The sequence below is a fragment of the Enterobacter sp. DN genome (assembly GCF_046054285.1).
GTDB lineage: Bacteria > Pseudomonadota > Gammaproteobacteria > Enterobacterales > Enterobacteriaceae > Enterobacter > Enterobacter hormaechei_C.
On the sequence record NZ_JBJJTG010000005.1, the window covers coordinates 234456 to 254438 of the forward strand.

21 protein-coding genes are annotated in these 19983 nt (G+C 55.2%); 12 read left to right on the top strand and 9 right to left on the bottom strand.

The genetic code is table 11. From position 1 onward, the window contains the following. Positions 1 to 46: 46 nt before the first annotated feature. The 4 genes from ACJTMZ_RS14270 to yfcG form a co-directional block, all read right to left on the bottom strand. On the bottom strand, positions 47 to 580 hold the full coding sequence (locus ACJTMZ_RS14270) for a GNAT family N-acetyltransferase (protein WP_252010711.1): 534 nt from the start codon (positions 578 to 580) through the stop codon (positions 47 to 49). A 44-nt stretch (positions 581 to 624) separates the two neighbouring features. Then, positions 625 to 1518 carry a TIGR01777 family oxidoreductase gene (locus ACJTMZ_RS14275; RefSeq protein WP_252010710.1) on the bottom strand — a complete coding sequence of 298 codons (894 nt, stop codon included), beginning with the start codon at positions 1516 to 1518 and terminating at the stop codon, positions 625 to 627. 13 nt (positions 1519 to 1531) lie between these two features. Then, positions 1532 to 1900, bottom strand: coding sequence for a dihydroneopterin triphosphate 2'-epimerase (folX, locus tag ACJTMZ_RS14280; RefSeq protein WP_003861432.1), 369 nt, complete (start codon positions 1898 to 1900; stop codon positions 1532 to 1534). 75 nt (positions 1901 to 1975) lie between these two features. Next, complete coding sequence (gene yfcG / locus ACJTMZ_RS14285; RefSeq protein ID WP_003861434.1) at positions 1976 to 2605, bottom strand: GSH-dependent disulfide bond oxidoreductase; 630 nt, start codon at positions 2603 to 2605, stop codon at positions 1976 to 1978. Positions 2606 to 2745: 140 nt separating this feature from the next. On the opposite strand from yfcG, the gene yfcF reads away from it, so the two are divergent. From yfcF to yfcD, 3 genes are read left to right on the top strand one after another with little or no spacing between them, the layout of a single operon-like run. Then, on the top strand, positions 2746 to 3390 hold the full coding sequence (gene yfcF, locus ACJTMZ_RS14290) for a glutathione transferase (protein ID WP_017692996.1): 645 nt from the start codon (positions 2746 to 2748) through the stop codon (positions 3388 to 3390). A 56-nt stretch (positions 3391 to 3446) separates the two neighbouring features. Beyond that, positions 3447 to 3998: a phosphodiesterase gene (yfcE, locus tag ACJTMZ_RS14295; RefSeq protein ID WP_017692997.1), complete on the top strand. Its 552-nt coding sequence runs from the start codon at positions 3447 to 3449 to the stop codon at positions 3996 to 3998. Between the two features lie 55 nt (positions 3999 to 4053). Beyond that, the gene (gene yfcD / locus ACJTMZ_RS14300) at positions 4054 to 4620 is read left to right on the top strand and encodes an NUDIX hydrolase YfcD (RefSeq protein ID WP_006811396.1); all 567 of its coding nucleotides are present in this window, start codon (positions 4054 to 4056) and stop codon (positions 4618 to 4620) included. 3 nt (positions 4621 to 4623) lie between these two features. On the opposite strand, the gene ACJTMZ_RS14305 is transcribed toward yfcD, so the two are convergent. After that, positions 4624 to 5643 carry a LacI family DNA-binding transcriptional regulator gene (locus tag ACJTMZ_RS14305; protein WP_017383439.1) on the bottom strand — a complete coding sequence of 340 codons (1020 nt, stop codon included), beginning with the start codon at positions 5641 to 5643 and terminating at the stop codon, positions 4624 to 4626. A 236-nt stretch (positions 5644 to 5879) separates the two neighbouring features. Here ACJTMZ_RS14305 and ACJTMZ_RS14310 point away from each other — a divergent pair, with 236 nt between their 5' ends. From ACJTMZ_RS14310 to ACJTMZ_RS14330, 5 genes are all read left to right on the top strand, one after another. Next, positions 5880 to 6323: a PTS sugar transporter subunit IIA gene (locus ACJTMZ_RS14310; protein ID WP_017383438.1), complete on the top strand. Its 444-nt coding sequence runs from the start codon at positions 5880 to 5882 to the stop codon at positions 6321 to 6323. Positions 6324 to 6402: 79 nt separating this feature from the next. Next, the gene (locus tag ACJTMZ_RS14315) at positions 6403 to 6675 is read left to right on the top strand and encodes a PTS sugar transporter subunit IIB (RefSeq protein ID WP_003861447.1); all 273 of its coding nucleotides are present in this window, start codon (positions 6403 to 6405) and stop codon (positions 6673 to 6675) included. 21 nt (positions 6676 to 6696) lie between these two features. Further along, positions 6697 to 8088, top strand: a complete 1392-nt coding sequence (locus ACJTMZ_RS14320; protein ID WP_017383437.1) for a PTS ascorbate transporter subunit IIC — start codon at positions 6697 to 6699, stop codon at positions 8086 to 8088. Then, positions 8085 to 8915, top strand: a complete 831-nt coding sequence (locus ACJTMZ_RS14325) for a transketolase (RefSeq protein ID WP_194301445.1) — start codon at positions 8085 to 8087, stop codon at positions 8913 to 8915. Before ACJTMZ_RS14320 ends, ACJTMZ_RS14325 begins: the two co-directional genes overlap by 4 nt. Beyond that, positions 8908 to 9861: a transketolase family protein gene (locus ACJTMZ_RS14330; RefSeq protein WP_015572265.1), complete on the top strand. Its 954-nt coding sequence runs from the start codon at positions 8908 to 8910 to the stop codon at positions 9859 to 9861. Before ACJTMZ_RS14325 ends, ACJTMZ_RS14330 begins: the two co-directional genes overlap by 8 nt. A 108-nt stretch (positions 9862 to 9969) precedes the next feature. On the opposite strand, the gene pta is transcribed toward ACJTMZ_RS14330, so the two are convergent. Further along, positions 9970 to 12111, bottom strand: coding sequence for a phosphate acetyltransferase (pta, locus tag ACJTMZ_RS14335; RefSeq protein WP_017383435.1), 2142 nt, complete (start codon positions 12109 to 12111; stop codon positions 9970 to 9972). A gap of 75 nt (positions 12112 to 12186) precedes the next feature. After that, positions 12187 to 13389 carry an acetate kinase gene (ackA, locus tag ACJTMZ_RS14340; RefSeq protein WP_015572267.1) on the bottom strand — a complete coding sequence of 401 codons (1203 nt, stop codon included), beginning with the start codon at positions 13387 to 13389 and terminating at the stop codon, positions 12187 to 12189. Positions 13390 to 13726: 337 nt separating this feature from the next. On the opposite strand from ackA, the gene yfbV reads away from it, so the two are divergent. The 4 genes from yfbV (at position 13727) to ACJTMZ_RS14360 (ending at position 17348) form a co-directional block, all read left to right on the top strand. After that, positions 13727 to 14182, top strand: a complete 456-nt coding sequence (gene yfbV / locus ACJTMZ_RS14345) for a terminus macrodomain insulation protein YfbV (RefSeq protein WP_017383434.1) — start codon at positions 13727 to 13729, stop codon at positions 14180 to 14182. A 92-nt stretch (positions 14183 to 14274) separates the two neighbouring features. Next, on the top strand, positions 14275 to 14769 hold the full coding sequence (locus tag ACJTMZ_RS14350) for a YfbU family protein (RefSeq protein WP_003861461.1): 495 nt from the start codon (positions 14275 to 14277) through the stop codon (positions 14767 to 14769). An 11-nt stretch (positions 14770 to 14780) separates the two neighbouring features. Continuing rightward, positions 14781 to 15440: a sugar phosphatase gene (locus tag ACJTMZ_RS14355; RefSeq protein WP_193042318.1), complete on the top strand. Its 660-nt coding sequence runs from the start codon at positions 14781 to 14783 to the stop codon at positions 15438 to 15440. Between the two features lie 75 nt (positions 15441 to 15515). Further along, positions 15516 to 17348: an SLC13 family permease gene (locus tag ACJTMZ_RS14360; RefSeq protein WP_017693001.1), complete on the top strand. Its 1833-nt coding sequence runs from the start codon at positions 15516 to 15518 to the stop codon at positions 17346 to 17348. An 80-nt stretch (positions 17349 to 17428) separates the two neighbouring features. Here the strand turns inward: ACJTMZ_RS14360 and yfbR are convergent, their stop codons facing one another. Both yfbR and alaA read right to left on the bottom strand, forming a co-directional pair. Further along, positions 17429 to 18028, bottom strand: coding sequence for a 5'-deoxynucleotidase (gene yfbR, locus ACJTMZ_RS14365; protein WP_003861468.1), 600 nt, complete (start codon positions 18026 to 18028; stop codon positions 17429 to 17431). Positions 18029 to 18145: 117 nt separating this feature from the next. Continuing rightward, positions 18146 to 19360, bottom strand: coding sequence for an alanine transaminase AlaA (gene alaA / locus ACJTMZ_RS14370; protein ID WP_003861471.1), 1215 nt, complete (start codon positions 19358 to 19360; stop codon positions 18146 to 18148). Between the last annotated feature and the right edge of the window lie 623 nt (positions 19361 to 19983).

The following is a 19983-nucleotide window of genomic DNA, read 5'->3' on the forward strand; positions in this document are numbered from 1 at the left end:
GGCCGCAGAGCCGCCCAATTGCCCGGTGGCGCTTCGCTTACCGGGCCTACAAAACCCGTAAACGCAGTGCCGCCCGCGCACCACACTCCAGCCGATACACCCAGTCGTCATACCGTACGCCGTTAATCTCGTACGCCTTCTCCAGCACCTGCGTGCGCACAAAACCCGCTTTCTCAAGGACCCGCACCGACCCAACGTTATCCGCCAGCACGTACGCGTTTATCGCCTTCACGCCCGTCTGGTTAAATGCATACTCACACACCGCGCGCAGCGCTTCGCTGGCAATGCCTTTTCCCTGCGCGGCAGGCACAACCGTGTAGCCAATATCCGCCTCTTCACGGTTCGCCGCACTGATTTGCAGGCCGATATCCCCGAGCGGCGTAACGTCGTTATGCAGACGGATCACAAAGACATGCTCCGCCATCAGGCGCGCGGCAAATACGCGGCGCGTCTCTTTTTCCGGCGTGATAGCGGCCATATAGCGCATGATGGCGGGGTCTTCACGCAGAGAGCGGAAGAACGCCCAGTCAGAAGGTTCGAAAGGGGTGAGGTGAAGCCGGGTTGTGGTAATGGTTGCCATAGTTACGCCATCTCATCCAGACATGGCGTATAACTCTAACATATTCACTGCACCACATCCCCCAGCGCCTCTTCCAGGTCATACCAGCGGAACGTGAACCCGGCCGCTTCCAGCCGTTTTGGCAGCGCGCGTTGCCCGCCCAGCACCAGCACCGAAGACTCACCCATCAACAGACGAATCGCCGTTGCAGGCACGCGCAGCACCGCCGGGCGATGCAGGGCATGCCCCAGGGCGTGAGCAAATTGTTCATTACGTACGGGGTAAGGGGATACCATGTTAAATGGCCCGCGCAGATCGTTATCCAGCAGCCAGAGAATGCCGTTGACCATATCGTCGATATGGATCCACGCCAGATACTGACGACCATTGCCGATGGGCCCGCCAAGCCCCATTTTAAACGGCGGCAGCATTTTACCGAGAATACCGCCCTTCGGCGCAAGTACCACGCCGGTGCGCAGCAGGCAGACGCGGGTACGATCGCTTTGCGCCGCGCAGGCGATGCGCTCCCACTGGGCGCAGAGTTTATGAGTAAACTCGTTGTGCGGCGGCTCCTCTTCGGTCACCACCACTTCACCGAGATCGCCATAGTAGCCTGTAGCAGAGCCGGAAATCAGCACCGAAGGCGGCGTCTCGCTGCTGCGAATCAGCTCAACCAGCCTTTCGGTCATGTTCCAGCGGCTGCTGCATAAACGCTGTTTTTGCTCTTCGGTCCAGCGTTTATCGGCGATAGGTTCGCCAGCAAGGTTGATGACGGCGTCAAAGCCGTTCAGATCCTGCCTTTCCGCCAGGCCTTTCCAGATCTCAACGCCGACGCCCAGCACCTGGCGCGCTTTCTCCGGGCTGCGCGTGACCACGGTAATGTCGTGATGCAACGCCTGCAAACGTGGAATGAGATGGCGACCAATCAGGCCCGTACCGCCGGTGAGCAGGATCTTCATACAACCTCCAGGTTTACGCCTGGCGCTGCCAGCTTAACGTCATGGAGACGGAGTCGGCGTAGCGCAGGGCGTGAAGTTTATCGATCTCCACTTCAGCATAAGTGACCCAGTGGTGTTCGCGTGCGATGTCGAGCACATCCTGAGTTAATTTTTCCAGTAGCGCAAAACGGTTGTTCTCAACGTACTGGATGATGCTTTTGGTGATCGTGCGATAGTTCAGCGCGTCATTGATGTCCTCGCTGGCACGCGCCTTGTCTGCCGGGTAGTGGATCACTACATTCACCACGATATCCTGGCGATTCGCGATCTCCTCCTCTTTGATACCAATGAACGTGCGTAAGCGTAAGTTTTTTATACGAATAATAGCGTCATGCTGGGACATTGCAGGTCTTCTCCGTGTCAGTATTTTCACCTCATCATACATGAGGAAAACACCTGCACCCAACGGGGCGCAGGCTCAAATCTGATGGATTTTTTGCATGGCGCGTTCGGTGGCCGGGCGCGTCCGGATGCGCTCAAACCAGTTGTTCACTGCCGGATAAGTGGCCAGATCGATCCGGTGGCGTTCATGGGTGTTAATCCACGGCCAGCAGGCGATATCTGCAATGCTGTAATGCTCACCTCCCAGCCACGGTGATTTTTCCAGCCGACGGTTCAGGACCCCGTACAGGCGCTGGGTTTCGACCTGATATCGCTCAATGGCGTAAGGGATCGTCTGCGGCGCATAGGCGGTAAAGTGGTGATTCTGCCCCAGCATTGGCCCCAGGCCGCTCGACTGCCAGAATAACCATTGCAGCGTGTGATGACGCTCGCGCAATTCACCGCTCAGGAGCTTGCCGGTTTTCTCTGCCAGATAGAGCAAAATCTCTCCAGACTCAAACAGGCTTAACGGTTTGCCCCCGTCAGAAGGCAGGTTATCAATGATGGCCGGAATTTTATTGTTGGGCGATATGGCCAGAAAAACGGGGCGGAACTGGTCGCCTTTACTGATATCCACGCGAATGATCCGGTAGTCCACTTCGGCTTCTTCGAGAAAGAGGGTGATCTTATGGCCATTAGGGGTGGGGGCATAATAGAGATCTATCATTCTCAACTCCTGTCAGTGCGAATAGTGTTGCCATAAAAAATCAGTATAGGTGCTTGTTGTAAATCGTGAGTTTTCATCAAGTGACAGCGAGGCAAAGAGATTATATGTTGAGTGAAAACCGATCAGCCGATGAGGATGTTATGAGCCAGCCTGTAATAACGTTGTGGTCCGATGCGAACTTTTTTTCTCCTTATGTCATGAGCGTTTATGTGGCGCTGGCAGAAAAGGGGCTTACTTTTAGTCTGAAAACCGTCGACCTGGACAGCGGCGAACATCTGAAGCCCCAGTGGCAGGGCTACGCGCTCACTCGCCGAGTCCCTGTGCTGGAGATCGACGGTTTTGAGTTGAGTGAATCCTCGGCGATTGACGAGTATCTTGAGGACCGCTTTGCCCCGCCAGAGTGGGAACGCATCTATCCTCACGATCTGCAAAAGCGCGCCCGCGCCCGCCAGATCCAGGCATGGCTGCGTAGCGACCTGGTGCCGATTCGCACAGAACGCTCTACGGATGTGGTGTTCGCTGGCGTCAAAAAGCCCGCCCTCAGCGAGGAAGGCTTATCCAGCGCCCGGAAGCTGATCGAAACTGCCTCATCGCTGCTGGCGCAGGGTAACCCCAACCTGTTTGGCGAGTGGTGTATTGCCGACACCGATCTGGCGCTGATGCTCAATCGCTTGATCCTCAATGGCGATGACGTCCCACAGCTGCTGGTGGATTACGCCACATTCCAGTGGCAACGCGCGTCGGTACAGCGCTATCTGGCACTCTCTGCTAAGCGCGCGGGCTGATAAGACGGGGCGCTTGAGGTATGATAAGGGCAGTCTGAATTCCTGAGGAGTAACTGATGAAACTGATGTTTGCGTCGGATATTCATGGATCGCTGCCCGCGACCGAACGCGTGCTTTCTCTGTTCGCCCAAAGCGGGGCGCAATGGCTGGTGATCCTGGGCGACGTGTTAAACCACGGCCCACGCAATGCGTTGCCGGAAGGCTACGCTCCCGCGCAGGTGGCGGAAAAACTTAATCATTTTGCCTCGCGCATTATCGCCGTTCGCGGCAACTGTGACAGCGAAGTTGACCAGATGCTGCTGCATTTTCCCATCACCGCTCCCTGGCAACAGGTGTTGATGGAAAACAGCCGTTTGTTCCTGACCCACGGGCACCTGTTCGGCCCGGATAACCTGCCGTCACTCGCCGCTGGCGATGTCCTGGTTTATGGTCATACTCATATTCCGGTGGCGGAAAAACGCGGGGCGTTTTATCACTTTAATCCCGGGTCTGTCAGCATTCCTAAAGGCGGCAACCCGGCAAGCTACGGCATGTATGAAGACGGGACATTAAGCGTTATCGCACTTAATGATCAGCAAGTTATTGCGCAGATAGCGATTAATCCGTAAGTTACACCACAACTGCAAACGCGCCGAAAGAGCGCTTAGACGAGAAGGTTTCCCGATGGTGGAGCAGAATCATTTGGCAAGTACTGAGTGGGTTGACATTGTCAGCGAAGAGAATGAAGTGATCGCGCAGGCCAGCCGCGAACAAATGCGTGCGGAGCGTCTGCGTCACCGCGCGACTTACATCGTTGTTCATGACGGCATGGGCAAGATTCTGGTCCAGCGTCGCACCGACACCAAAGATTTTCTTCCTGGTATGCTGGATGCCACAGCGGGTGGCGTCGTGCAGGCCGATGAAGTATTGCTGGATTCCGCGCGTCGTGAAGCGGAAGAAGAGTTAGGTATCGCTGGCGTGCCGTTTGCCGAGCACGGACAGTTTTATTTCGAAGATGAGCATTGTCGCGTCTGGGGCGGGCTGTTTAGCTGCGTTTCCCACGGACCTTTCGCCTTGCAGGAAGAGGAAGTGAGCGAAGTGTGCTGGATGACGCCGGAAGAGATCACCGCGCGTTGCGACGAGTTCACGCCGGATTCTCTTAAAGCACTGGCGCTGTGGATGACCCGCAACGCCAAAAACGAATCCGCTAAACCGGAAAATAAGGCAGAAAAAGAGGAAGAGGCTGAGTAAGCCTTAACAGCTTTCCCGCAGACACAGGCTGGACGCGATGGGTTTATGATCGCGCCAGTCTCCGTCATTCAGACGTTCCAGTAACGCTTTCCCGGCTTCAATCCCAATCTTGCGATGCGGTACTGCCATCGTTGTCAGCGGCGGCTGACAGACGCGGCTGACGTCGCTGTCGCCAAAGCCCACGACCGCTAAATCGTCCGGCACTTTGATGCGCCGACGCTGGCACTCATACAGCGCGCCGCAGGCCAGTTCATCTGATACGCACACCAGCGCATCCAGTTCCGGCCACGCCAGCAGGAACTCTGGCAGTTGTGCCGCGCCGGTGGAGAAGTTCGGCGGCATGGCGGCATTAATCACTCTGTTCGGCGACAGGTGGTGGCGCAGCATCGCCTTGTACCAGCCCTGCAAATGCTGCTGAAAAATCCACTGCTCCTGGTTAGCGCACAGCAGGCCGATATTCTGGTAACCGCGCTGAATCACCATTTCGGTAAGCTCATACATGGCGGCGACGTTATCAATCCCGATATTCATATCAATCGGATCGGCACGCATTGCACCCATTTCCATCACCGGGATAGAGGCGTTTTTTAGCCAGTGGCGTACGGTATCGGAGTGCTCAACGCTGAGCAGTATCGCCGCGGCGATATTCGAGGCCAGCAGCGTTTCGAGCAGTTTCTCTTCCTGTTCAAGACGATGCTGAGATTCCGCCAGCATGATCTGATATCCGGCTGGCTGGAGCACCTGCTGTAGCCCAGCGAACATCTCGGAACAGCCAGCTTCGGAAAGATTGGGAACTACCATCGCAATCGTCCATGACGACGCCGATGCCAGTGCGCTGGCGGCAAGATTGGGCATATAACCCAGCTCCTGCACCGCGGCTTCAATTTTTTCACGCAGTTTATCGGAAACCTGTTCGGGCGTGCGGAGGGCACGGGAAACAGTCATCGTGCCTACGCCGGCAAGCTGTGCGACATCCGCGAGCGTTACTTTTCCGGTACTGCGCCGTTTTCGGGTTAAAGACATACATCTTCCTGCTGACAGGACGCGATTCAGTTTCATCCTTCATTTTACGTGACAGGCAGTATACGCCTTAAATCCCTTTTTTTGCTGTGATTTCGCACCATGATAGCAATTTGATAGCGCTATCACAGTTCTGCATGTTAGTCGTTGGTAGCGCTATCTTTGTGATCGCGATCGCAGTCATTGATTGATGGGTTGAATAGAGTTTGCCCATGTCTGGTCTTTAGCGGGAGTGAAAAATGCTCAAAAAGTGGATATATGATACAACCATCATCCTACAGGATAGCGTTGAAAGCTGGCCCCAGGCGCTGGAACTGTGCGCGAAACCGCTGCTGGATTTGCAGGTCATTGCGCCGGAATATGTCACGGCTATCATCGAGCAGCACCAGACGTTAGGTCCCTACTATGTGCTGGCTCCAGGGCTGGCAATGCCACATGCGCGACCGGAAGAAGGGGCGAAAGGACTTGGCCTGTCATTATTAAAACTAAAACAGGGCGTCTCTTTTGGTGCCGGTGAGTTTGACCCCGTCGATGTGATTGTGATGCTGGCGGCACCGGACAAGCATAGCCATATCGAAATGATCTCAGCCTTAGCGGAATTATTTTCCAGCGACGAAGATATGGCTGAATTACATCGGGCGAATACGCTGGAGGAGATAAAAACCGTTATCGATCGCTTCTGATTTAATTATTTAATCCGATTCATCTCAACATTACGCGTCAGCGTGATGGGGCGTACTCTACTCAAAAAAGGGGATAACAATGAAAATCATGGCTATTTGCGGCTCCGGCCTGGGCAGCAGTTTTATGGTCGAAATGAATATTAAAAAGGTGCTCAAAAAACTGGAAATTGAGGCCGAGGTTGAACACTCCGATCTCTCCTCGGCCACGCCGGGCGCGGCGGATCTGTTTGTAATGGCGAAAGACATTGCCGCCAGCGCCAGCGTGCCGGAAAGCCAGCTGGTGGTAATCAACAATATCATCGATATCAACGAACTCGAAGCGCAGCTGCGCGCCTGGTTCGAAAGACAATAATCCTGATAAGGCGAGGTGGATATGTTTATCCTTGAAACGCTGAATTTCGTTGTTGATATTTTAAAAGTCCCTTCAGTGCTGGTCGGGTTAATTGCTCTGATTGGTCTTGTGGCGCAGAAAAAAGCCTTTTCGGATGTGGTAAAAGGCACAATTAAAACCATTCTCGGCTTTATTGTACTGGGCGGCGGCGCAACTGTGCTGGTGGGCTCTTTAAATCCGCTCGGCGGTATGTTTGAGCACGCCTTTAATATTCAGGGCATTATTCCCAACAATGAAGCTATTGTGTCGATTGCCCTGGAAAAATATGGCGCTTCCACCGCGCTCATTATGGCCTTCGGGATGGTGGCGAATATTATTGTTGCGCGCTTTACCCGCCTGAAGTACATCTTCCTCACCGGGCATCACACCTTCTACATGGCATGCATGATCGGCGTGATCCTGACGGTTGCAGGCTTCGAGGGGGTCGGGCTGGTCTTTACCGGTTCGTTGATCCTCGGCCTGATTATGGCCTTCTTCCCGGCGATTGCGCAGCGCTATATGAAGCGTATTACCGGCAACGATGAGATCGCCTTCGGTCATTTCGGCACGCTGGGCTACGTGCTGTCCGGCTGGATTGGCAGCAAGGTCGGGAAAGGCTCGCGCTCCACCGAAGAGATGAACCTGCCGAAGAACCTTAGCTTCCTGCGTGACAGTTCAATCTCCATCTCCCTGACCATGATGATTATCTACCTGATCATGGCGGTGAGCGCCGGACGTGAGTACGTGGAGGCCACCTTCAGCGGCGGCCAAAACTACCTGGTATACGCCATCATTATGGCCATCACCTTCGCGGCAGGCGTGTTCATCATCTTGCAGGGCGTGCGCCTGATTCTGGCGGAAATCGTCCCGGCCTTTACCGGCTTCTCGGAAAAACTGGTGCCCAATGCGCGGCCTGCGCTGGACTGCCCGGTGGTCTACCCGTATGCGCCAAACGCGGTGCTGATTGGCTTCCTGTTTAGCTTCCTCGGCGGGATTGTGGGCTTGTTCATCTGCGGTCAGTTTAGCTGGGTGCTGATCCTCCCGGGCGTCGTTCCGCACTTCTTCACCGGCGCAACGGCGGGCGTGTTCGGTAACGCCACCGGTGGACGCCGCGGGGCAATGATTGGCGCCTTTGCTAACGGCCTGCTGATCACCTTCCTGCCGGTCCTGCTGCTGCCTGTTCTGGGCGCAATTGGCTTTGCGAATACGACCTTCTCGGACGCTGATTTTGGTGCGGTCGGGATTGTGCTGGGCAACCTGGCGCGCTTCCTGTCGCCGCTTGCCATCACCGGACTGGTTGTTGTGTTGTTCGCGCTGCTGGTGGCCTACAACGTCTTCGCTAAAAACAAACCTGCCAGCGGTAACGCGCAGGAAAACCCCGGAGCCAAATCATGAATGAGAATGAAATAACCGACCTGGCGCGTCAGATCCGCCTTGAGACGCTGAAATCCCTTACGCAGCTGGGTTTTGGTCACTACGGCGGCAGCATGTCAGTCGTTGAAACGCTGGCCGTTCTGTACGGCGCGGTAATGAAAATTGACCCGGCCGATCCGGACTGGCCAGAGCGCGATTACTTTGTGCTGTCGAAAGGCCATGCGGGGCCGGCGCTGTACAGCACGCTGGCGATTAAGGGCTACTTCCCGATTGAAGAACTGAGCACGCTGAACCAGAACGGGACGCGTCTGCCAAGTCATCCGGATCGCCTGAAAACACGCGGCGTGGATGCCACCACCGGTTCACTGGGGCAGGGGATCTCCATCGCTGGCGGCATGGCGCTGTCGCACAAGCTGGCAGGAAGGCCAAACCGGGTGTTTTGCATCGTTGGCGACGGAGAACTGAATGAAGGGCAGTGCTGGGAAGCCTTCCAGTTTATCGCTCACCATCGACTGAATAACCTGACGGTATTCGTGGACTGGAACAAACAGCAGCTCGACGGCGAGCTGGACGAAATCATCAGCGCCTTCGACCTGGAAGGCAAATTCCGCGCCTTTGGTTTTGACGTGGTGACGGTGAAAGGGGATGACATTCCGGCGCTGCTGGAGGTGACCGCGCCGATCCCTGCGGCCGATGCGCGTCCGCGGGTGGTGATCCTCGACAGTATCAAAGGGCAAGGGGTGCCATACCTGGAACAGCTCAGCAACTCGCATCACCTGCGATTAACCGAGGAGAGCAAAGCGGCGCTTAACGAGACGATTCGCCAACTGGAGGCTTCACATGATTAAGGTTGCACCGACAGGACAGAAAGATGCCGTTGAGATGCGTAAGGTCTACGCGGGTTTTGTGGCAAAACAGATTGAGGCTGGCAGTGAGATTATCGCCCTGGAAGCCGACCTGATGAGCTCGATGGCGATGGACGGCGTGGCGCGCGATTATCCTCAGCACGTGATTAACTGCGGCATTATGGAAGCCAACGTCATCGGCACGGCGGCGGGGCTGTCGCTTACCGGACGTAAGCCGTTCGTCCATACCTTTACCGCCTTTGCCAGCCGTCGCTGCTTCGACCAGCTGTTTATGTCCCTGGACTACCAGCGCAATAACGTGAAGGTGATTGCCTCGGATGCGGGCGTGACGGCCTGCCACAACGGCGGGACGCATATGTCTTTTGAGGATATGGGCATCGTGCGCGGTCTGGCGCATTCAGTGGTGCTGGAGGTGACCGATGCGGTGATGTTCGAAGATGTGCTGCGTCAGCTTATCGACCTGGAAGGCTTTTACTGGGTAAGGACCATCCGTAAACAGGCGCCGAGCGTGTATGCCCCGGGGTCAACCTTCACCATCGGCAAGGGCAACGTGCTGCGCGAGGGAACCGATATTACCCTGATTGCTAACGGCATTATGGTGGCGGAAGCGCTGGAGGCGGCGCGCCAGCTGGAGCAGGAGGGGGTAAGCGCAGCGGTCATCGACATGTTTACCCTGAAGCCCATAGATCGGATGCTGGTGAAAAACTATGCCGAGAAAACCGGGCGTATTGTGACCTGCGAAAATCACAGCATTCACAACGGGCTGGGGTCGGCGGTGGCGGAAGTGCTGGTGGAAACCTGTCCGGTGCCTATGCGGCGGGTGGGGGTGAAGGAACGATATGGTCAGGTGGGAACGCAGGACTTCTTGCAAAAGGAGTATGGCCTGACGGCACATGACATTGTGTCGGCGGCGCGGGAGCTGCTGTAATAAAAAAGGCGACCATTTGTGGTCGCCTCTCTTGCCGGATGGCGCTTCGCTTATCCGGCCTACAAAACCGTAGGCCCGGTAAGCGCTAGCGCCACCGGGCTTTTTAGCTTACTGCTGCTGCGAAGACTGAATCGCGGTCAGCGCGATGGTGTAGACGATATCGTCAACCAGCGCACCACGTGACAGGTCGTTCACAGGTTTGCGCATGCCTTGCAGCATTGGCCCGATGGAGATCAGGTCTGCTGAACGCTGTACCGCTTTATAGGTGGTGTTACCGGTGTTCAGATCCGGGAAGATGAACACGGTAGCGCGACCTGCAACCGGCGAGTTCGGCGCTTTGGATTTCGCCACGTCAGCCATTACCGCGGCATCGTACTGGAGCGGGCCGTCGATCATCAGATCCGGACGTTTTTCCTGTGCAATGCGGGTCGCTTCACGGACTTTCTCTACGTCACTACCTGCACCAGAGGTGCCGGTGGAGTAGGAGAGCATCGCGACGCGTGGTTCGATACCGAAGGCAATCGCGGAGTCCGCAGACTGGATAGCGATTTCTGCCAGCTGCTCTGCGGTTGGGTCCGGGTTGATCGCGCAGTCGCCGTAAACGTAAACCTGTTCAGGCAGCAGCATGAAGAACACGGAGGAGACCAGAGAGCTGCCCGGTGCAGTTTTGATCAGCTGCAACGGTGGACGGATGGTATTTGCGGTGGTGTGAACCGCACCGGAAACCAGACCGTCAACTTCGTCCTGCTCCAGCATCAGCGTACCCAGCACCACGTTGTCTTCCAGCTGCTCGCGCGCAACGGCTTCGGTCATGCCTTTGTTCTTACGCAGCTCAACCAGACGGGCAACGTAGCTTTCGCGGACCACGTCAGGATCAACGATTTCGATGCCCGCGCCGAGCTCAACGCCCTGAGACGCCGCAACGCGGTTGATCTCATCCGGGTTACCCAGCAGCACACAGGTCGCGATACCGCGCTCTGCACAGATGGCTGCCGCTTTAACGGTACGTGGTTCGTCGCCTTCTGGCAGAACCACGCGTTTGCCCGCTTTACGCGCCAGCTCGGTCAGCTGGTAACGGAAGGCTGGAGGAGACAGACGACGGCTGCGCTCGGAGGTCGCCGTCAGGGATTCGATCCAGTCTGCGTTGATGTAGCCCGCAACGTATTCCTGAACTTTCTCGATACGCTCGTGGTCATCAACCGGCACTTCAAGGTTGAAGCTTTGCAGGCTCAGGGAGGTCTGCCAGGTGTTGGTGTTCACCATGAAGACTGGCAGGCCAGTGGCGAACGCACGTTCGCACAGCTTGCTTACGCGTGGGTCCATCTCGTAGGCGCCGGTCAGCAGGATCGCGCCGATCTCCACGCCGTTCATCGCGGCCAGACAGGCTGCAACCAGCACGTCCGGACGGTCTGCGGAGGTTACCAGCAGGGAACCTGCACGGAAGTGCTCCAGCATGTGTGGAATGCTACGTGCGCAGAAAGTTACGGACTTCACGCGGCGGGTGTTGATATCGCCTTCGTTGATCACGGTGGCGTTCAGGTGACGCGCCATATCGATTGCACGGGTGGCAATCAGATCGAAGCTCCATGGCACCGCGCCCAGAACAGGCAGCGGGCTGGAATCCTGCAACTTAGCCGGGTCAACTTTGATGACTTTCGCTTTGGAAGAGTCGTCAAAAATTTCGGACAGGTCAGGACGCGTACGGCCCTGCTCATCTACTGGCGCGTTCAGCTTGTTAACAATCACGCCGGTGATGCTGGTGTTTTTCGCACCGCCGAAGCTGCTGCGCGTCAGTTCGATACGCTCTTTCAGCTGCTCTGGGGTATCCGTGCCCTGAGACATCACGAAAACGATCTCTGCGTTCAGGGTTTTCGCGATTTCAAAGTTCAGAGACTGGGCAAACTGGTGTTTACGGGTCGGGACCAGGCCTTCAACCAGCACCACTTCCGCGTCCTGCGCGTTTGCATGGTAGTTGGCAATGATCTCTTCCATCAGCACGTCTTTCTGGTTGCTGGAGAGCAGAGATTCAACGTGGCTCATCTTCAGCGGTTCAGCCGCTGGCAGATTGGAGTTCTTGCGAACGATGGTGGTGGTCTGGTCTGGCGCATCGCCACCGGCACGTGGCTGGGCGATAGGCTTAAAGACGCTCAGACGAACGCCTTTGCGTTCCATAGCGCGGATCACGCCGAGGCTGACGCTGGTCAGGCCGACGCTGGTTCCGGTAGGGATCAGCATAATAGTACGGGACACGGTTTATCCTCTTTCGTTACCGCCGCGTTGGGCGGGTTACAAAACAGCACCGCCAGCATTGCTGGCGGTGTGGAATCAGGCAGTCAGGCGGTGCGCGTCTTGCGCGATGACCAGCTCTTCGTTAGTTGGGATAACGATAGCAGGGCGGGTGCCTTCTTTGTTGATGAAGCCAGACTTGCCGAAGCGGGCAGCCAGGTTACGCTCATGATCAACTTCGAAGCCCAGAACGCCCAGTTTGCCCAGGGACAGTTCACGTACCATTGCCGCGTTCTCACCGATACCGCCGGTGAAGATAACAGCATCCAGACGGCCTTCCATCAGCGCGGTGTAAGAACCGATGTACTTCGCCAGACGGTGGCAATAAACGTCCATTGCACGTTTAGCGTCAGCTTTTTCTGCGTAGTTGTCTTCAACGTAACGGCAGTCGCTGGTGACCTCGGTCAGGCCCAGCAGGCCAGACTCTTTGGTCAGCATTTTGTTGATGTCGTCAACGCTCATGCCCAGGGTGTCGTGCAGGTGGAAGATGATCGCCGGGTCGATATCACCGGAACGGGTACCCATCACCAGACCTTCCAGCGGGGTCAGACCCATAGAGGTGTCAACACACTTACCGTTGCGGATAGCGGAAACAGAACCACCGTTGCCCAGGTGGCAGGTGATAATGTTGACTTCTTCAACCGGCTTGTTCAGCACTTTTGCGGCTTCCTGAGTCACATAGAAGTGGCTGGTGCCGTGTGCGCCGTAACGACGGACGCCGTGCTCTTTGTACAGGCTGTATGGCAGGGCATAGAGGTAAGACTCTTCCGGCATGGTCTGATGGAACGCGGTATCAAACACGGCCACGTTTTTGTCTTTCAGACTCGGGAAGGATTTCAGTGCTTCAGCGATACCGATCAGGTGAGCCGGGTTATGCAGCGGTGCGAAAGACGCAGAGTCTTTGATACCCTGGATCACGGAGTCGTCGATTACCACGGAACTGGTGTATTTTTCGCCGCCGTGGACGATACGGTGACCAATTGCGGTCAGCTGAGCAGACAGTTCTGGTTTTTGTGCCAGAATAGTGTTAACGATAAAGTTCAGCGCTTCACTGTGAGCGGCGCCTGCACCTAAAGCCGCTTCTTGTTTGCTGCCGTCCATCTTCCACTTGATACGTGCTTCAGGCAGATGGAAACATTCGGCCAAACCAGAGAGGTACTCGTCACCGTTGAGCGCATCGATGATGGCGAATTTCAGTGAGGAGCTACCGCAGTTCAGAACCAGTACTAACTTACTCGACATGGAAGTACCTATTATTGATACGTGGCTAAAAAAACGTCAGTGAGTCTAAAAGCGTAACGCATGCTGACCCAGACATTTATGATTAACATCATGCCAAACAAACATTCTGGCAGGATGGAAGAAATACCTATGATTTTAAGCCATTTTGAACATTTTTCAGACAATGGCATAATATGCGATAATTTGACGAGTTAACGCTTATCGTCTACGGCCCTATCAGGCTGGCACAGGATACCCGATACGGGGTAGCGATGACAAAATATTTTGAACGTTGTCATAGCCTGTTGTGGTTTTGCACGAAAATTTTAATTTTTATATGTGAAGTTGAGGTACAGCCATGTCGACACCCGAAATCCCGTCCGTGAACTTTTTTAGTCTGTTTCGTCGGGGACAGCATTACGCAAAGACATGGCCGATGGAAAAGCGCCTCGCGCCCATGTTTATTGAAAATCGCACTATTCGCGCCACGCGCTATGCGATTCGCTTTATGCCCCCGATTGCCGTTTTTACCCTGTGCTGGCAGATAGCGTTAGGTGGACAGCTTGGCCCTGCCGTCGCGACGGCGCTTTTTGCGTTAAGCCTGCCGATGCAGGGGCTATGGTGGTTAGGCAAACGTTCCGTCACGCCACTTCCGCCTTCTGTTTTACACTGGTTTTATGAAGTGCGTGGAAAACTGGAGGAGGCGGGCCAGGCGCTGGCACCGGTTGAAGGCAAGCCAGACTATCAGGCGCTGGCGGATACCCTCAAGCGTGCGTTTAAACAGCTTGATAAAACATTCCTCGATGACTTGTGATTGATCATCGAAACGACGACCAAAAGAAGGCACAGTAACAATCAGTTACCGTGTCTTTTTTTTACAGTGCAATGCGCTACAGGAGTCGAAAGATGGAAATGACCCATGCTCAACGTCTGATTTTGTCTAACCAGTACAAGATGATGACTATGCTTGATCCCGATAACGCTGCGCGCTACAGCCGCCTGCAAACCATTGTTGAACGTGGTTTTGGCTTGCAGATGCGCGAACTGGATCGCGAATTTGGCGAACTGAAAGAGGAAACCTGCCGTATCGTTATCGACATCATGGAGATGTACCATGCGCTGCATGTGTCCTGGACCAATCTGAAGGACCAGCAGACCATTGACGAGCGCCGCGTGACGTTCCTGGGCTTTGATGCTGCGACGGAAGCGCGCTATCTGAGCTATGTACGCTTTATGGTGAATACCGAAGGGCGCTACACCCATTTTGATGCGGGTACGCACGGCTTCAACGCCCAGACCCCGATGTGGGATAAGTATCAACGTATGCTGAGCGCGTGGCACGCCTGTCCGCGTCAGTACCATTTAAGCAGCAACGAAATTCAACAAATCATTAATGCCTGACGGAGGTGTGTGTGCAGTGTAAAGGTTTTCTGTTTGATCTGGACGGTACGCTGGTGGATTCGCTACCGGTGGTGGAGCGCTCGTGGTGCCACTGGGCCGACCGGCACGGCATCGACCATCAGGACGTACTGAATTTCATCCATGGCAAACAGGCCATTACCTCATTGCGGCACTTCCTGGCGGGACGTTCTGAGGAAGAGATTCAGGCGGAGTTCCGCTATCTTGAGGAGATTGAAGCTACCGATACCGAGGGCATCACCGCGCTGCCCGGTGCGCGTGAACTGCTTGAGCACCTGAATGAAGCGCAGATCCCATGGGCTATCGTCACCTCCGGCTCGGTTCCCGTCGCGCATGCCCGTCATAAGGCGGCAGGTTTACCGACGCCGGAGGTCTTCATTACCGCTGAGCGCGTGAAACGCGGCAAGCCTGAACCGGATGCGTTTCTGCTCGGCGCAGAACTGCTTGGCCTTGCGCCAGCGGAGTGCGTGGTGGTGGAAGACGCGGCGGCAGGCGTGCTGGCCGGGCTGAACGCCGGAAGCCACGTCATTGCCGTTAACGTCCCGGCGGGTTCCCCCCGGCTGGAAGAGGCGGATTTCGTGCTTAACACCCTGACCGCCATCGACGTCTCGAAGGCGTCAGACGGAGTTGTAACCGTCTCGCTAAAAATGTAATCCCATGATATAGCCCCGCATTACCGGGGCTTTTTTATGGCAGAATTGCTTCTCCTCCACTGACAAGGACATGTTGTGAACGGTGAACTGATTTGGGTCCTGAGCCTGCTGTTAATCGCCATCATTCTTTTTGCCACGGGCAAGGTGCGCATGGATGCCGTCGCCCTGTTTGTGATTGTCGCATTCGTTCTGAGCGGTACCCTTTCCCTGCCGGAAGCCTTTTCCGGGTTTAGCGATCCCAACGTTATTTTGATTGCCGCCCTGTTTATTATTGGCGACGGGCTGGTACGCACCGGCGTGGCGACGATGATGGGGTCGTGGTTGGTTAAGGTGGCGGGCAGCAGCGAAACCAAAATGCTGATTTACCTGATGCTGACGGTCGCCGGGCTGGGCGCGTTTATGAGCTCTACGGGCGTCGTGGCCATCTTTATTCCGGTCGTGCTGAGCGTCTGCATGAGGATGCAGATCTCCCCGTCGCGGCTGATGATGCCGTTGAGCTTCGCCGGGCTCATCAGCGGCATGATGACGCTGGTCGCAACGCCGCCGAACCTCGTCGTGAACAGCGAACTGATCCGTGAGGGGCTTGAGGGGTTTAGCTTTTTCAGCGTTACGCCGATCGGGCTGGTGGTACTGGTGATGGGCATTATCTATATGCTATTGACCCGTTTCGCGCTGAAAGGGGAGAAGCAGGATAAAGCCAAAGAGGGCTGGAAGCGGCGCTCTTTCCGCGATCTGATTAAAGAGTATCGTCTGACCGGGCGTGCCCGACGTCTGGCTATCCGCCCGGGATCGCCTATGGTGGGGCAGCGGCTGGATGACCTTAAGCTACGCGAACGCTATGGCGCGAACGTCATCGGGGTTGAGCGCTGGCGTCGTTTTCGTCGGGTGATCGTTAACGTGAACGGGGTGTCAGAGTTTCGCGCGCGTGACGTCCTGCTGATTGATATGTCCACCGCGGACGTGGATCTGCGGGAGTTTTGTAGCGAGCAACTGCTGGAGCCGATGGTCCTGCGCGGCGAGTATTTCTCTGACCAGGCGCTGGATGTGGGAATGGCCGAGGTGTCGCTGATCCCGGAATCGGAGTTATTGGGCAAAACCGTGCGTGAAATCGGCTTTCGTACCCGCTATGGCCTCAACGTGGTGGGCCTGAAGCGCGATGGCGTAGCCCTTGAAGGGGCGGTGGTGGATGAGCCGATCCTGCTGGGGGATATCTTCCTCGTGGTCGGCAACTGGAAACTGATTAGCCAGCTCGGGCAGAAAGGCCGCGATTTTGTGGTGCTGAATATGCCGATTGAAGAGAACGATGCATCACCGGCGCACAGCCAGGCGCCCCATGCGATTTTTTGCCTGGTATTGATGGTCGCGCTGATGCTGACGGACGAGATCCCTAACCCGGTGGCGGCGATAATCGCCTGTCTGTTAATGGGCAAATTCCGCTGTATTGACGCCGAAAGCGCTTACAAAGCGATTCACTGGCCGAGCATCATTCTCATCGTCGGGATGATGCCCTTCGCCCTGGCGCTACAGAAAACCGGCGGGGTGGATTTGATCGTGAAAGGCTTAATGGACGCGGGAGGGGGATATGGTCCGTACCTGATGATGGTTTGCCTGTTCGTCATGTGCGCCACCATTGGTTTGTTCATCTCCAATACTGCAACGGCGGTGCTGATGGCGCCCATTGCGCTGGCGATGGCAAAATCGATGGGCGTTTCGCCGTATCCGTTTGCGATGATGGTTGCGATGGCGGCGTCCGCGGCATTTATGACGCCGGTCTCTTCCCCGGTCAATACGCTGGTGCTGGGGCCCGGGAATTATAGGTTCAGTGATTTCGTGAAGCTGGGTGTGCCGTTCACCGTGCTGGTGATGGTGGTGTGCGTGGTATTGATACCGGTCCTGTTTCCGTTCTGAGCATTTTGCCGGGTGGCGGCTACGCCTTACCCGGCCTACAACCCCGTAGGCCCTGCAAGCGCAGCGCCGCTGGGCGAAAATCAGAGTGGCGAATCCTGGCTAATCTCATCCAGCGACAAATGGAAGCTCGGCACAAACACGCGCATAAAGTAGTCCATCTCTTCGCTGCGACGAGATTCCAGCGTTTTTTCCAGACGCGTTTTTGCCAGTAAAAATTCGTTATTCCCGGCGGACAGCTCTTCCAGACACTTCAGGTAGGCGCACAGCGCGTCAGCCTGCTTAACCAGGGATTTCTCCTCTTCCGTATACTGATGCTCGTCGATCAGCGGCCCGAAGATATCGCGCAGCTCTTCAGGCACCATGTCGATCAGCTTCTGCTGGGCAATCTTCTCAATAGCCTTATATTCCTGGGCAATCTGCGAGTTGAAATATTTCACCGGCGTAGGCAGATCCCCGGTCAGCACTTCAGATGCATCGTGATACATCGCCAGCAGGGCGATACGTTCGGCATTCACCTGCCCGTTGAATTTGCGGTTTTTAATCGCGGCCAGCGCGTGCGCGACCATGGCAACCTGCAAACTGTGCTCAGACACATTTTCAGTACGCACGTTGCGCATCAGCGGCCAGCGGTTGATGAGTTTCAGGCGGGAGAGGTGGGCAAAGAAATGACTCTGACTCATAGGTTACCTTATGTCTTCACTGCGACAGACTTCATTGTGCGGGGAGGGGAGGGAAGATGCAAATTTGCGGATGTTGCAGGCCGGGTAAGCACAGCGCTACCCGGCGGAAAGTCAGCGTTACTGATGGTACCCGGAGAGGAAGCGCCCGAAGCGGCTGATGGCCATCTCGAGATCGTCTTCGCGCGGCAGGGTGACGATACGCACGTGATCCGGCCACGGCCAGTTAAACGCCGTCCCCTGAACCAGCAGCACTTTTTCCTGCAACAGGAAGTCGAGCACCATTTTCTGGTCGTCGTGAATATTGAAGCGCTTCGCGTCGATTTTCGGGAACATGTACAGCGCGCCGTTAGGCTTCACGCAGGAGACGCCCGGAATATCATTAATCAATTCCCATGCGCGGTTGCGCTGTTCATACAGGCGGCCGCCTGGAACGATAAACTCGCTGATGCTTTGATAGCCGCCGAGAGCTGTCTGGATCGCATGTTGCGCCGGTACGTTGGCGCACAGACGCATGGATGCCAGCATCTCCAGCCCTTCAATGTAGCCTTTCGCATGTTTTTTCGGACCGTTCAGTACCATCCAGCCCTGACGGAAACCGGCAACGCGGTAAGTTTTAGACAGTCCGTTAAAGGTGACCGTCAGCAGATCGGGCGCCAGCGCGGCGATAGAGTGGTGCTGCGCCGCGTCGTACAGGATCTTGTCGTAAATCTCGTCGGCAAAGATGATCAGGTTGTGCTGGCGGGCGATCTCGACGATCTCCATCAGCAGCTCTTTTGAATAGACCGCACCCGTCGGGTTATTCGGGTTAATGATCACGATACCCCGGGTGCGCGGGGTAATTTTGGCGCGAATATCATCCAGATCCGGGAACCAGTCAGAGGATTCGTCGCACAGGTAGTGCACCGCTTTACCGCTGGACAGGGACACCGCAGCCGTCCACAGCGGATAATCCGGGGCAGGAACCAGCATTTCATCGCCGCTGTTCAGGAGCGCCTGCATCGCCTGAACGATCAGCTCCGAGACACCGTTGCCAATGTAGATATCTTCAACGGTGACGTCGCGCATACCGCGAGCCTGATAGTGCTGCATGATGGCTTTACGGGCGGAATAAAGCCCTTTTGAATCGCAGTAGCCTTGTGCAGTGGGCAGGTTACGGATCACATCCACCAGGATCTCATCCGGCGCTTCAAAACCAAATGGCGCGGGGTTGCCGATGTTGAGTTTCAGAACCTTATTGCCTTCCTCTTCAAGGCGTTTTGCCTCTTTGAGTACCGGGCCACGGATGTCGTAACAGACGTTGTCGAGCTTGCTGGATTTTTCGATAGGGGACATGAACCTTTAACCTTTTCGCTATTATTGCAACTTCCTGCCGTGGAAGTGAGCACGGAACAATGTACTCCCACCGCGCTTCGTTTTGAAGGGCGCACAGAAGAAGATTTCGTCCAACCGGGCAATGCTGCGGTGATCGCTTACTCTAACGACGGAGTGATTTTGTGCCTGAATTTATCGTGACAAAGAGGGAGGTTGGGTTGTTTGTGCTAAAAATTTCATATAAAGATGCATATTATTCTGGAATAAATAAAAAGACGATTCTGGCTGATGCATTAGTCCCCCTGAGTGACCATTCGTAAAACCTGAATGCTGAGATACCGATTGCCATATTAGCAAAGCCAGGTTAAAAGTTACTCATGTGAAATTAATGTTAAGGGTTATTAATGAATGGCCTGAATCTAAATTAAACTTTATTTATTATTAACGACGAAAATGCAACTTTCGTTAATTTTAATAAAAAGAGTGTAGTTGCTTATCATTGGCGGTAAATCCTTAATATTGCAATAAGACTTATAAATATAGTGGATTTGGGTTAAGATGTGTTTCGGGAATGCAGCATAGCGATAGGCCTGTTACGTATATCGGATACTGCTTTCCTGTATTAATCGATTGTTATTGTTAAA